Here is a 12,947-nt window from a genome sequence, read left to right as displayed (position 1 = left end):
GGCTGCCCCGCGACCGTCTGACAACGGTCAGCGAACGGGAGAAGCACGCCCCGGCACACCTCAACACCAGCCGCCCCCAACAACGTGACAGTGCCGTTCGTGACCCCAGCGACCCGCGGGGCCCTCGGTCTGCTCAGGAGCTCGGCGGCTCCAGGCTTTGTAAGAGGTGATCCCCGCAAGTGGCTCGGACCACGGACTTCAACGATCCGATCGTTGGACGGGATGCGGTAGTTGCGTCCGGTCTCGTGGTGGTGAACGGTGCCGGGGCCGGCGCTTGTCCAACGGCTCGAGGGCCCAGGCCTACTCTGCGGCTTCCCGGCACCGATCACCACCACGATGTAAGGCGCTTGCTGAAGCGGGGCCCGCAGTCTCTTGCAGGGCCTCGACGGGCCGGGGTGGGCCTGGCGGTGCCCCGCTTCACTGCCCATTAGGCCTACTCATCCCGCGGCAACCGATCCCATCTGCGCAGACGCGGCATCAAGGCGGTCATCCCGGAGAAGAAGGACCAGGCCGCCAACCGGAAGAAGAAGGGCTCCGCAGGCGGCCGGCCGCCCAGCCACGACACCGACCTCTACAAGGAACGGAACACCGTCGAGCGCCTGATCAACAAGCTCAAGACCTGGCGAGGTATCGCCACCCGCTACGACAAGACCCCGGACAGCTACCTCGCCAGCCTCCACCTGCGCGCCTCGATGATCTGGATCAAAGACCTCACCCGGACCGCCGATTGATCACAACTCAATACGCGCCGTAGTAGAGCCCTGCTGTGACCGGGATGGTTCACCGTGTTGCGGCTCGCGGTGGCGGGTGCGGGGCCGGTTGGATGTCAGGCGACGACGACCCATCCGACAGGTCGAGGCGCGGTGGCAGAGCCCGTTCGAGTCCGCAGACTGTCCGATCAGGAGGGGCAGCGGCTGCAGCAGATCGTGCGCCGGGGTAGCACCAACTCGGTGCGCTATCCGCGCGCGATGGTGCTGCTGGCCTCGGCGGGCGGGAACCGAGTGCCGGTGATCGTCAAGCTGGAGCGTGTACGCGTTACCCATGACTGCGAGAACCTCCGGTGGTGGGATCCGACGCCTGGCGGGGCCGGACGGCCCCCAGCCAATTACTCACAGGGCGGGGAGGTAAGTGTGTGGGGACGCTGCGGCGTATAGGGGGTGTGAAGCAGCTCGAGTTCAAGGAGTTCTACCGAGCCAGCCAGGATGTCTGCCTGCGGGCGGTCCTGGCGAGTGTGGGCGATCGGCAGCTCGCCGAGGATCTGGTCGCCGAGGCGTTCACGCGGGCCTGGGTGTCCTGGCCGAAGGTCAGCCGACACCTGGCACCGCGCGCATGGATCGTGCGCACGGCGCTGAACACCCGGGTGTCGTGGTGGCGGCGGAGACGGAAGGAGGTCGCGCTGGAGGACGGCGCGCCCGATGTGCCCGATCCGCGGGAGGCCGAGCCCGGCCTGGACCCTGGTCTGCTCACCGTGCTGCGTCAACTGCCGCAGCGGCAGCGGGAAGTGATCGCGCTACGGGTCTTCCTCGACCTCGACACCAGGGCCACGGCCAAGGTGCTGGGGATCGCGGAGGGCACCGTCACCGCCCATTTGTCGCGAGCCGTATCGGCGTTGCGCGGCCAACTCGTCACCGCCGATGACGGCACCGCCAACGACCAGGAGGTCGGACCATGAGCGAGCACGAGGTGCTCAACGCACTGAGGGATTCCCTCGACGACATCACCATGTCCACGCCGGTGGAGCGGATCGAGGCGGCCGGCCGCGCCCGTCGCAATCGGCGCCGCCTTGTCGGCACGGCCGGGGTCGCGGCCGCCGCGGCCCTCGCGATCGGGGTGCCCGCGCTGAGCAACCCTTCGACGGCTCCACCGTCGGCCGGCGACAGCGCCGGCGCGGGGTCGGTGCACATCCAGACGGCCGCGTACACCGTCGACACCAAGAAGGACGGCACCGTCGTTGCCACCTGGGACAAGGCCGCCTACTTCAGCGACCACGCGGGTCTGGAGAAGGCGCTGCGCAAGGCCGGGTTCCCAGTCCTGATCAAGGAGGGTGTGTTCTGCAAGGGGCCGCACGACGACGGGAAGCTGAGTCCCAGCGGGTCCGGGCCCGGAGTCTCGAACGTGATGAAGGGCGAGAAGAGCCACGACGGCAGGGTGACATTCACCTTCACTCCGGCCGCGATGCCGGCCGGGAAGCAGTTGTTCATCGGCTACCTCAACGCCGCGCAGCTGGCCTCGGTCCATATGAACCCCGGCTCGGTGGAGCGGATCGTCCCGGCGGACGGGCCGCTGACATGCACGACCACGCCGCCGCCTGAGCACCACTACAACTGAGCGGGCGCGGAGGGGGCGCGTGGCCGGCCTCAGCCGCTCAACCGCCGCTGGTGCACCCGCAGTTGCAGTATCGTCGCGTCCAGCGCGGTGTCGGTACGGACAGGGCCCGCGCCCTCGCCACCAGGTTCCCGGAGATCTGCTCGACCTCCGTCGGCCGGCCACCCAGCAGATCCCGGTACAGAGACGAGGACGCTGGCTTCGAGTCCCGTTCCGTCACTGTCGCCCCTGCGAGCACCAGCTCGTGTGTCGGCACCGGGAACCCGGTTGCCGCGACCGCCGATTGGGTCTCCTGGGTGGGGCGCCTAGGTGTTGCGGGACATGACGTTGGTGACACATGTCGGCAGCTGTGAAACCGATGTGCCTCGACGAGCATCGGTCGGGTACCGTGCGAGCCATGTCGAGTCCTGAGTCAGACAAGGTGGGGGCTTTCGGTCACGCCGTCAGCCCCCTGAACCACTGAGTTCGTAGTCCTGCCGTCTCGCCGCGTTCTGCGGCCGGACGAGTGCGCCCCTGGGTGCTGACCGCGGTGACGAGATGACCTTCTCGTGCTTCTCCTCACCTCGGAGCCACTCGATGCCTCTCCCGCTGTATCTGCTCGCCGTGGCGGTCTTCGCCATGGGCACCTCGGAATTCATGCTCGCCGGCCTCTTGCCGGACATCGCCTCGGACCTCGACGTGACAGTCGGGACAGCAGGCATGCTCACCTCGGCTTTCGCGATCGGAATGATCGTCGGTGCCCCGCTTATGGCCGGGCTTGCCCGCAACTGGCCTGGACGGTCCAGCCTTCTTGGGTTCGTCCTCGTGTTCTTGGCAGCCCACGTCGTGGGCGCATCGACCTCGAGCTTCCCGGTCCTGGTTGTGACCCGGGTGGTCGCAGCGCTCGCGTACGCGGGGTTCCTCGCCGTAGCGCTGACGACTGCCACCACGCTTGTCTCGCCCGACAAGAAGGGACGCGCGCTCGCTGTGCTGCTGTCGGGCACCACGGTGGCCACGGTCGCTGGTGTCCCCGGGGGATCGGTGCTCGGCACACTGTTCGGCTGGCGGGCCACTTTCTGGGCCGTCGCCGCTCTCTGCCTGCCCGCAGCCATCGGCATCGTCAAAGGGATCCCAGCACGCCGTATCCAGCAGAACGCTGCCGACGGACCGGCCTTGCGAGCGGAACTCGCGCAGCTCAAAAGGCCACGGTTGCTTCTGACCATGCTGCTCGGCGCCATGGTGAACGCGGCAACCTTCGCGAGCTTCACCTTCCTCGCCCCCGTCGTGACCGACACCGCCGGGCTGGGCGAGCTGTGGATCTCTGTCGCCCTGGTGCTCTTCGGTGCCGGTTCCTTCACCGGGGTCACCGTCGCCGGCCGGTTGTCCGACCAGCATCCCGGACCGGTCATCGCGGTCGGCGGTCCGCTGCTGCTCATCGGCTGGCCGGCCCTGGCCGTGCTGGCCGACAAGCCGACCGCTCTGCTCGCCCTCGTATTCGTCCAGGGCGCGCTGTCGTTCGCGCTGGGCAGCACGCTGATCACACGGGTCCTCTACGAGGCGGCAGCAGCGCCCACCATGGCCGGCTCCTATGCGACCGCCGCACTCAACGTGGGCGCCGCCGTCGGACCCCTCATCGCCGCGACGACCCTCAGCACGGCAGCCGGGGACCTCGGGCCGCTCTGGGCAAGCGGACTCCTCGTCCTGGTCGCGCTACTCGTCGCGTTCCCCTTGCGCGGTGTGATCGCAGCGGGTCGGAGCAGCGAGGTGCTCTAGTGACGCACACGAACGCCCCGTTGAGTATCGAGGGACGACGAAGGCTCGTCGACCGCTGCCGCACCCGGCCGATCGCCCACATCGCTGCCGAGGCCGGCGTCTCCCGAGCTTGTCTGTCCAAGTGGAAGAACCGGTACGACGAGTACGGCGAGACCGGGCTGCTTGACCGGTCCAGAGTCCCGCACTCCTCACCGACCCAGACCCCGCCTGAGATCGTCGAACAGATCGAGCGACTGCGGCGGAACAACAAGTGGTCCGCCCGCAGGATCGCGCTCGAGCTGTCGGGCGAGGGAGTGCGGATCAGCGAACGCACCGTGGGTCGGTGGCTGGCGCGGCTGGGCATTAACCACCGCCGGTTCCTCGACCCTGACGGGTCCGCCAACCGACGCCCGCCGGGGCGCATCGCGGCCCGCTATCCGGGTCACATGGTCCACTTGGACGTCAAGAAGGTCGGACGCATCCCCAACGGTGGCGGATGGTGGGCCCACGGCCGCGGCTCTGCGCAGGCCAAGGCGGCCCAGCGCGCGAAGACCGCCGGCGCCAAGGGCGGGTACGTTTACCTGCACTCCGCCGTCGACGGGTTCTCCCGCCTGGCCTGCCACCGAGGGGCCAACTCCTCGATCAAACCGCCGAGATGTGTGCGGGAGATGCCGGTAAAGGCAGGATGGGACAGGGCCGCACGGGCCCACCTCTTCTTGATCACACTCGAAGAACCAACCCGTGCGGCCCCTTCCATGTCACGGTCACGCTCCCGTTCTTCAACAACGTCGTTAGCCGAGGATAAGCGGGAGGTTTGCGGCGAGATCACCCAGTGGAGCTTTCTCAGCGTCGGTCGGCGTGCGACGTCCGGTGCCGATCAGCAACGCGTCCTTGTCGGAGAACAAGGTGGGAAACGGGGTCCCGGCGATCTTCTCCAGCGACGTGCGAGCCGCGACGAGGGTCTCGGCGGGCGGTTCGGCGGCCGACGGCAGATGCGCGATCAGGTCGAGGTGGTGCAAGGTCCATTCGAGCACGTACGCGGACAGGTAGTCGCCGACGGTCAGCACCTTGTCCTGGGTGCTGACGCGGACGGCGGGATCGGCGAGTTCGGCGGCTCGGCCCGCGGCGGAACCCACGTCGTCGAGGTGGAACTTGAGCCACCGCGGCTCGCCGTATGCGGCGGCCAGCCGGGGGATCAGCGCATCGAGGGGGTCCTCGCCCGTCGGTGGCTCGTCCAAGAGGTCCCAGTAGGTGACCGCGTCCGTGGTCGGTTCGGTTCCGGTGGGTGTGACCAGAGTGATCAGGACGTCCTGGGCGTCGATGACCAGGTGGCAGACCAGGTCTCGCACGAGCCAGCCGGTGCAACCGGACGGTCGCTCGAAGTCCTCGTCCGGTAGTTCGGCGACCGCCGTGCGCAATGCTGTCCAAGAGCGTGAGAAGAGATCCACTACGGCACGGTAAGCCGGACTCGGAACGGCGGACAAGCGAATTCGGACGGTCGGCTCGTGTACCTAACCGATCTTCCGTGACGTCTTACAGGCTGCCCCGCCATCAATCGCGGGGCAGCCCGTAAGCCGACGCACAACTCGGCGACCCTGCGGCGGTGAGCACAGCATCTACCGCGCGCTCGCCGAACACGAGAAGAAGGAGACGTACCCCGAGGCCGTCGAGGCGGCGCACGCTGACTTCGCCGACCTCCAAGAGGTTGACGACATCCCGCACCACCGCCCGGCCTGCATCCTCACGCCGGACGTCGAGTCGTAACGGCCTACCCAGACTCCAAGATCATCCCGTGGAGGGTTTCTGGCGCATCTGGGAACCGGCGGCTGATCGCCAACCACCCGGGACTGCGAGCCGACTGTGCCGTCATGGTCGAGGCGTGAGGTCGTCGGAGCGCCCGGCCTCGATGCGGGACCACTGGGGGATGGGACGTCCGTTGCTCCGCAGGCCGACGTGGTCGGCGGGTGTTCCCTGGCCACGCAGCCAGCCGGGGGGCGAGTCCTCCCACAGCTCCTGGCGTCCGTACACGGTGAGGTCCATGAGCGCGTAGCTGTAGTCCGTCGCCTCCACCCCGCGCAGCGTCGTCCAGTAGGTCTCGTAGACGCGGTCGCCGTCGCGCAGGTAGCAGACCAGGTGCATCATACCGACGTGACGTCCGACCAGGAGCTCGTCATGCGACGGAAGGGCCGAGTACCACGGCACCTCCCAGTCCATGAAGTCCCGGTAGCGGCGGCTTTCTTCGTACGGGCCTTGGCAGAAGACCGCGTAAGTGATGTCGCGGGAGTGCAGGTAGGACAGCTCCTGCACCTGGGTGGTGACCCAGGTGCAGCCCTCGCACTGCCCGGCCGCGTCGTGGCCGTCGTGCCACATGAAGTAGTAGGCGATGAGCTGCCGGCGCCCTTCGAACGCGTCGAGCAGGGTGACCGGCCCGTCGGGCCCGGTCAGTTCGAGGTCGGCGGCCACCTCGACCATGGGCAGCCGGCGCCGGGCCGCGGCGATCGCGTCGCCTTCCCGGGTGTGCGCCTTCTCGCGGACTCGCAGCTTGTCCAGTTCGGCCTGGAAGGCGGCCCGCTTGGCCACCGGCGGCAGCGCCGGCGCGCGGTCGGGGTCCCCTCTCCTGCTGTCGTGCTCGGTCACGATCGTGTCCAATCGTCGTAAGTCATCAGTCGTCTTCCGTCACTCGGAGGCTTCTGGGGCTGCCGGGCCGGGGCGCTCCGCCAGTTCCTTGAGCCGCAGCAGGCGGGTCTCCCAGGAGCGGCCGATCCGGTCCAGTTCCCGGGCCAGCTCGCCGAGCCGGACGCCGACCGCGAGATAGACGACCTCGCGCCCGCGCTGCTCGGACTCGACCAGCCCGACCTCGCGCAGCACCTCCAGGTGCTTGCCGATCGCCTGTCGGCTCACCGGCAGCACCCGGGCCAGCGCGGACGCCGACATCGGGCCCTTGCCGAGCCGGGTGAGGATCTCCCAGCGCATCGGATCGCCGAGCGCGGCACACACGACGGGGAGAGTGGCGGTCACGGCTGCGTCGTCGGGGCCGGCGCGGACTTCTCGACGAACACCTTCGCGGCCTCCAGTTCGGCGAGCCACCCCTTGTCGTTGCCCTCGCGCTCCTTCAGCCACGCGGCCGGGTCGTCGGCGAGGCCGGAGAATCCACTCTCGACGACGCGTAGCGTCACCCCGCCGCCGTCCCGCTCGTCGATCCAGAACTGGACGAGGGTCGAGGGCGTCGACTCATCCCGGAACGGGGTACCGATCCAGCGGAACGCGGCGTAGCGCGGCTTGTCCAGCGTCACTGTCCGGAACCGGAACTCGCCCAGCGTCGGATGGCGCAACACAGCCACGTCGCCCTCGTAGCACAGGTCCGGGTCGGCCTCGACCGCGCCGTCGTTGACATACCAGCCGGGGCGCGCGACCAACTCCCAGACCCGCTCTGCCGGGGCGTCGATGTCGATCTGCCGGGAGATCCGGTCAAGCTCGGTGAGCTCGGCGTCGGTGTAGGTGGTGTCGATCATGGCTTCCTCCCTCGGGTGTTTCCCGCGCATCGATCCGCAACTCAACGATTGCACATCGGAGCCCGTAACTGCAACCTAACGGTTGCAGTTGTGTCGTGCCGTCGAGCACCACCCTGCGCCGCACCCCCGTTGGCGTACCGCAGCGGCGGCTGCACACCACGCGCCTCAACGTCCGCGAACCACGGCGGGATCAGTAACGACACCACCGTCCGCCTTGCTGAAGGAGCCGCTTCCGGGCGCCGGTCTCACCCCGGTGATCCTCGGCAGCCTGATGCACGGTCGGCACGAGTGCACCGCGCGCTCTTCCCGGACGGGTGCGCCCCGTTCTGCGTCCGTGCCCGACAAGGGAGTTACTCCCTTGTCGGGCTGGTGCGGACGATGCTGGTGAGGAAGCATGGGCGTGCGCGGTACGAGTGCCGTCCGCGCAACCGATGTGTGACACGAAGAGGGCCGATGACTGACGAGCAAGGCATCCGGACGCCGGTGGACGGAATCGAAACGGGCACGCCGCATTCGGCGCGGGTGTGGAATTACTGGCTGGGCGGCAAGGACAACTACGAGGTGGACCGTCGGCTCGGGGCTACGATGGAGGAGCTGTACCCGCAGATCATCGAGATAGCGCGCGCCTCGCGGGCATTCCAGGCGCGAGCAGTGCGCTTTCTGGCCGGTGAGGCCGGGGTGCGCCAGTTCCTGGATCTCGGCACAGGTCTGCCGACCGCGAACGCGACGCACGAGGTCGCCCAGGACGTCGAGCCGACAGCACGCATCGTGTATGTGGACAACGACCCGATCGTCCTGGCTCACGCGCGTGCCCTGCTGACCAGCCGGCCTGAAGGGGCGACGGACTATGTGCACGCGGACCTGACGGACGCGAAGACTGTGTTGCGCGAGGCCGCCCGGACGCTGGACCTCGACCGGCCGGTGGCCGTAATGGTGCTCTCGACGCTGGGACACGTTGCCGACTCGGGCGAGGCCGCGGCGCTGCTCCGCAGCTACTTGGACGCGCTGCCCGCGGGCAGCTACTTGATGCTGTGCGACACCATCGAGACTCCGGAGACGCAGGCCGGGTCCGACGAGTACGCCAGTGGCGGCGCCATGCCGTACATCTCGCGTCCCAGGGAGGTCATGGGGACCTTTGCGGACGGACTCGAGCTGGTGGAGCCGGGCTTCGGCTCGATCAGCCTGTGGCGCCCCGAAGAGCCTGTCGTCGGCGAACCGGTCGACCAGTGGGGATTCGTGGCCGCCAAGCGGTAGCTGCCTCCGTTCCGCCGAGGCCGTGGGCGCAGCCAGCAAGGCCCCTGCCCCGTCGCCGCGGCGGCCTCCCGGACGTCAGCCTCCCCGTGCTGACGTTGCCCGGCAAGAAGGCCGACGCGGTACCGGCCGCCGCCCCGGCCCCCCCGTCGGCCTACCCCTGCGACCTTGTAGGTGCCGAGAACCACATCCGTGCTGCTCACGCTGCATGTTGGTACTCGTGCAGGATGCCGCCGAGGCGGTCGCGTCGGTGGACGTCAAGGTGGACGAGCCGGTCGGGTTCGGTGATCGGTTCGGGCAGCCGGCGCAGGGGTGCGGCGCCGGCGAGGGTGCGGTGCGGGCGGTGCGCGTTGTAGAACGCCTCGTACTCGCGCAGGGCGTGCAGCAGGTGGGCATGGTCCCAGATCAGGGTGCGGTCGAGGAGTTCAGTCCGGCACGAGCGGATCCAGCGCTCCATGATCGCGTTCATGCGGGGCATTCTCACCCCGGTTTGCACGACCTTGATTCCCTCCTCGGCCAGGACGCCGTCGAAGCCGGCCGGGTAGCGCACGTCGCGGTCCCGGATCAGGTATTTGATCTTCGTTCCGGCGTCCTGGATATCCATGGCCAGGTTCCTCGCGAGTTGGGTGACCCATGCCGCGGTCGGGTGGGCGGTGACGCCAAGGACCCGCACGCGGCGGGTGGCGTGTTCGATCACCGCGAGGACGGTCAGGGTCGTTCCGGTGAGGGTATTGGTCCCGAAGAAGTCGGCGGCCAGGATGGCGTCGGCCTGGGAACGCAGGAAGTCGGCCCAAGTGGTGTGCCCCCGTTCGGGTGCGGGCGGGATGCCGTGTTCCTTGAGGATGGTCCACACGGTGGAAGCGGCGACCTTGATGCCGAGCGCGGCGAGTTCTCCGTGCACGCGCCTGTAGCCCCATTCTGGGTTCTCTCGCACGAGGCGCAGGACCAGGGCGCGGATGGAGCGGACGGTGCGGGGCCGACCCCGGCGCTTGGGGCGGGAGGCCTTGGCGTGGCGTCGGCGCAGGAGCTCGCGGTGCCAGCGCAGCACAGTGTCAGCGGAGACGATCAAATGGATTTGACGAAGCCGCACCCGGGGGAGGCGGTGCAGCAGTGCGGCGAGCAGCGCCCGGTCGGGCCAGGTCAGATGTGGCTTGCCTACCTGCCGCTGCAGCACGACGAGTTGGTGGCGCAGCGCCAGGATCTCCAGATCCTTCTCCCGATCGCCCATCGGTAACAGTCGTATGAAGCTGAAGGCGGTCGACAGGGCGAGGTACGGCAGTCGCAACAGCACAGTTTGAGCATCCTCGCATTCGGTCCAGGCGTGCTCCAAGAAGCCCCTCCCCGCGCGAAAGGCTGACGCATCAGCTGCACAACCCTGACCCCGGATCAGGCCTGTTACCAGCACGGATGCAATATTCGGCACGTACACCGCCGGCCGTGGATCCGGAGCGGGCGTGGGAGAGCCGGCCGCCGGAGCCACGTCGGCTACCGAAGCGACCGTGAGACCGGCTGGGCGTCTACCTGTCAGGTGGGCCGATCCTTAGGATCGTTCTGGGGGAAGCGCATAACGTGTGTTAATCGCCTGCAGTCTGGATAGGGTTCCTCAAATTGCGGGTGAGCAGGGGGCGAACTCGCTTCGAGGAAGGGCACCAAGATGCGGAACCCTGACGCCATACCGTTCACGTGCCCGCGGTGCGGAGCGAAAACGAAGGCCAACCGCCGTACGGGGCACCTCTATTCGCACCAGGCGCCAGGCAAACTGCTTGCGTGTGGTGCTTCCGACTCGCAGGTCATGGCGCGGCAGCGCAGGAAGCCGCTCACCCTGCCTCCACTCCGTGAGCCGAAGCCTCCGGTAGCGCCGACCCGTGCGGCTCCTGTTACCGAGGGGCACTCCACCAGCGTCCGAACCGTTTCGGGAGGGCTGCCGTCGCTCGGCCGTCGCCGCTGAGACGGAATGCGTCCGGAGCTTAGGATCGTTTCTGACGAAGTTTCGGAGGCATCCTCCGAATTGCCGTGGCGGAGGGATTGCCTCACGATGGATCTACCCAACTTCGCGCACCTGAGCGCCATACAGCGGGCGGAGTGGCTGGCCGACGCGGCATGCACCGCATTACAGGAGGACCGACACGCCGACGCGACGGCCCTCGCGGCTGTGAGCCAGTCGTACGCGTCGATAGCGGCATACGCTCACCGCGCTGTTGACCAGGAGACACGCGCCGCTCTGCAAGCGGAGACGCGCACGCTGAAGATCCGACAGCTGGAGAACCCGTTCACCCAGGAGGTAGCGGAATACCTGGCCGTGCGCGCGGACAGACCAGTCACCAACAAGGAAGTCAAAGAAGCCCTCGGCATGAGCGACACCCATGTCGGCAATGCGCTGCGGGACGCCGCACACAGGGGGTTTGCACGCAAGATTGGACACGGGCTATGGCAGGCGAACTGAGGCGCTCTCACGCCACTCAACTCCACTCCAGCCAGACGGTAGCTGTCGGCCAGTCAGGTCCCTGCGGAGGGCGAGCCGCCGTACCCGATATGCGACACCCGGTGCGGACCTTGTGCACCAGTGTGTTCGGTCGTGTGCACTCCTTCCGGACGTGCACACGATCGGTTTCACCATGATCGGTCACCCTCTCCCGGCCCTCACAAGGACCGGAGCCAGGGTGTGCACCAAGAGGCCCGCGGTTTGTGGCGGCCGAGTGTGCGAGAGGGGCGGGGTGCCGAGCGCTGCGCCCGGCACCCCGCCCCGTCGTCCGTTCGCGTCAGGGCGTCAGAACACGTCCGTACCTCAGTGCTCGTCCGTGCTTGCCGTGAACCGGCTCGCCGCCGGTGTGTATTTCTGGGCCGCCTGGCCGTTCAGGTCCCATACGACCTTCCCGGCGCGGACCGTCACCTCGGCCAACAGCTTCCGGTTGCCGTCGACGCGCCAGCCGAAGCTGTCCACGAACCCGAACTTGCCCTTTTCCAGCGTGAAGACCGCGAGGTCGGCCGGCGCACCCACCGAGAGGTTCCCCAGTTCGGGCCGCTGGATCGCCTTCGCCGAAGCCCAGGTCGAGGCGTTGACGACGTCCTTCAGCGGCATGCGCAGCGTCAGCATCTTCGACATGACGTTGGACTGGTCCTTCATGCCGGAGTTCATGCTGTCGATGTGCAGGTCGGTGGAGATTGTGTCGGGCAGGAAGCCCTGCTCCACCGCCGGGATGGCGACGTCCCAGCCGAAGCTGCCGCCACCGTGGCCTACGTCGAACAGCACGCCCCGCTCCCGGCCCTTCCACATGCCCGGGTTGAGCTTGCCGTCCTTGCCCAGCTCGCCGCGCAGCCCGGAGTAGGCGTGCGTGTAGATGTCGCCGGGGCGGAGCTTCTCCGTGAGCAACTGCTCCAACGGGCGTTGGGGGCGGTTGTTGCCGAAGTCGACCATCACCGGGATGTCCGCCTCTTCGCCCGCCTTGACGGAGTTCTCGACGGCCGTCCACTCCGGCCCCGTGAAGTGCGCCGTCTTGATGCCGACGATCGTGTCTGGGTTCTCCTTGGCCTTCGCCGCGGCCATGTCCGGGTCCATGTCGCCCAGGTCGCTTTCATAGTCGCCGCCCGCCATGCCCTCGCCGACGATGTTGAGGAACGCGAGCACCCGGGTCTTGGAGCGATCGATGACGTTCTTCTTGAACAGGTCGAAGCTGCGCGCACCCGACGAGCCAGTGTCCACCGCGGTGGTCACGCCGGAGCGGAAGGTGAAGCCGTCGGGCGCCACACCGGCCCAGCCGTTCTTGTAGGCGTCTTCCGGTCCGGGGAACAGGTGGGCGTGCAGGTCGATGAGGCCCGGGGTGACGTACTCCCCGGACGCGTCGACGGTCTTCTTCGCGGCCGAGGCATCGATCCGCTCCGCGACCTTGGCGATCTTCCCGTCCTTGATGGCGACATCGCGGACGGCGTCGACGTGGTTCTTCGGGTCGATGACGTGGCCGTTCCGGACGACCAGGTCGTACGCCTCGGCGGCCTCGCCGCCGGAGGTGGCGGCCGAGGCGCCACCCGTCATCGTGGTGCCGATCAAGGCGCCCAGCGCCAGAGTGAGTGCCGCCGGGAGAGTCACCCGGCGGAATTGATCTCTCGCGTGCATATGGACTCCAAACTCAG

At 68.1% G+C, this 12,947-nt stretch carries 12 protein-coding genes and 3 pseudogenes; 8 read left to right on the top strand and 7 right to left on the bottom strand.

Annotated features, from left to right (window positions below):
* Positions 1-431 precede the first annotated feature (431 nt).
* From ACFU6I_RS35625 to ACFU6I_RS35610, 4 genes and pseudogenes are all read left to right on the top strand, one after another.
* Positions 432-731, top strand: a pseudogene (locus ACFU6I_RS35625) (transposase); the annotation flags it as partial.
* Between the two features lie 132 nt (positions 732-863).
* Positions 864-1,022, top strand: a pseudogene (locus ACFU6I_RS35620) (IS630 family transposase); the annotation flags it as partial.
* Positions 1,023-1,159: 137 nt separating this feature from the next.
* Entirely contained in the window at positions 1,160-1,672 is a 513-nt protein-coding gene (locus ACFU6I_RS35615; RefSeq protein ID WP_384374591.1) for a SigE family RNA polymerase sigma factor, read from the top strand.
* A complete protein-coding gene (locus tag ACFU6I_RS35610; protein WP_384374589.1) occupies positions 1,669-2,328 on the top strand; it encodes a hypothetical protein in 660 nt (219 codons plus the stop codon). Before ACFU6I_RS35615 ends, ACFU6I_RS35610 begins: the two co-directional genes overlap by 4 nt.
* A 37-nt stretch (positions 2,329-2,365) precedes the next feature.
* On the opposite strand, the gene ACFU6I_RS35605 is transcribed toward ACFU6I_RS35610, so the two are convergent.
* On the bottom strand, positions 2,366-2,701 hold the full coding sequence (locus ACFU6I_RS35605; RefSeq protein ID WP_384374586.1) for a ketopantoate reductase family protein: 336 nt from the start codon (positions 2,699-2,701) through the stop codon (positions 2,366-2,368).
* Between the two features lie 200 nt (positions 2,702-2,901).
* Between ACFU6I_RS35605 and ACFU6I_RS35600 the strand changes: the two genes are divergently transcribed.
* Together ACFU6I_RS35600 and ACFU6I_RS35595 are read left to right on the top strand one after the other, a co-directional pair.
* Positions 2,902-4,077 (top strand): Cmx/CmrA family chloramphenicol efflux MFS transporter, encoded by a 1,176-nt coding sequence (locus ACFU6I_RS35600; RefSeq protein ID WP_384374583.1) that lies wholly within the window; start codon positions 2,902-2,904, stop codon positions 4,075-4,077.
* Positions 4,077-4,673 (top strand): annotated as a pseudogene (locus tag ACFU6I_RS35595) (helix-turn-helix domain-containing protein); the annotation flags it as partial. The gene ACFU6I_RS35600 and the pseudogene ACFU6I_RS35595, both read left to right, overlap by 1 nt.
* A 174-nt stretch (positions 4,674-4,847) precedes the next feature.
* Here the strand turns inward: ACFU6I_RS35595 and ACFU6I_RS35590 are convergent.
* From ACFU6I_RS35590 to ACFU6I_RS35575, 4 genes are all read right to left on the bottom strand, one after another.
* A complete protein-coding gene (locus ACFU6I_RS35590) occupies positions 4,848-5,504 on the bottom strand; it encodes a maleylpyruvate isomerase N-terminal domain-containing protein (RefSeq protein WP_384374580.1) in 657 nt (218 codons plus the stop codon).
* Between the two features lie 418 nt (positions 5,505-5,922).
* On the bottom strand, positions 5,923-6,693 hold the full coding sequence (locus ACFU6I_RS35585) for a DUF899 family protein (protein ID WP_384374577.1): 771 nt from the start codon (positions 6,691-6,693) through the stop codon (positions 5,923-5,925).
* A gap of 39 nt (positions 6,694-6,732) precedes the next feature.
* On the bottom strand, positions 6,733-7,074 hold the full coding sequence (locus tag ACFU6I_RS35580) for an ArsR/SmtB family transcription factor (protein WP_384374574.1): 342 nt from the start codon (positions 7,072-7,074) through the stop codon (positions 6,733-6,735).
* On the bottom strand, positions 7,071-7,568 hold the full coding sequence (locus ACFU6I_RS35575) for an ATPase (RefSeq protein WP_384374571.1): 498 nt from the start codon (positions 7,566-7,568) through the stop codon (positions 7,071-7,073). The genes ACFU6I_RS35580 and ACFU6I_RS35575 overlap by 4 nt, the downstream gene beginning before the upstream one ends.
* Positions 7,569-8,021: 453 nt before the next feature.
* Here ACFU6I_RS35575 and ACFU6I_RS35570 point away from each other — a divergent pair, with 453 nt between their 5' ends.
* Complete coding sequence (locus ACFU6I_RS35570) at positions 8,022-8,822, top strand: SAM-dependent methyltransferase (RefSeq protein WP_266993504.1); 801 nt, start codon at positions 8,022-8,024, stop codon at positions 8,820-8,822.
* 196 nt (positions 8,823-9,018) lie between these two features.
* On the opposite strand, the gene ACFU6I_RS35565 is transcribed toward ACFU6I_RS35570, so the two are convergent.
* The gene (locus ACFU6I_RS35565) at positions 9,019-10,110 is read right to left on the bottom strand and encodes an integrase core domain-containing protein (protein WP_384374568.1); all 1,092 of its coding nucleotides are present in this window, start codon (positions 10,108-10,110) and stop codon (positions 9,019-9,021) included.
* Positions 10,111-10,854: 744 nt separating this feature from the next.
* Here ACFU6I_RS35565 and ACFU6I_RS35560 point away from each other — a divergent pair.
* The gene (locus ACFU6I_RS35560; RefSeq protein WP_384374565.1) at positions 10,855-11,262 is read left to right on the top strand and encodes a hypothetical protein; all 408 of its coding nucleotides are present in this window, start codon (positions 10,855-10,857) and stop codon (positions 11,260-11,262) included.
* A 342-nt stretch (positions 11,263-11,604) separates the two neighbouring features.
* Here ACFU6I_RS35560 and ACFU6I_RS35555 read toward each other — a convergent pair whose 3' ends face one another.
* Positions 11,605-12,903: an amidohydrolase/deacetylase family metallohydrolase gene (locus ACFU6I_RS35555; RefSeq protein WP_384374562.1), complete on the bottom strand. Its 1,299-nt coding sequence runs from the start codon at positions 12,901-12,903 to the stop codon at positions 11,605-11,607.
* Between the last annotated feature and the right edge of the window lie 44 nt (positions 12,904-12,947).

The sequence above is a fragment of the Streptomyces sp. NPDC057486 genome (assembly GCF_042802415.1).
Taxonomy (GTDB): domain Bacteria; phylum Actinomycetota; class Actinomycetes; order Streptomycetales; family Streptomycetaceae; genus Streptomyces; species Streptomyces yanii.
The sequence above is the reverse complement of the archived record's forward strand: the minus strand, read 5'-3'. Positions and strand labels throughout refer to the sequence as shown.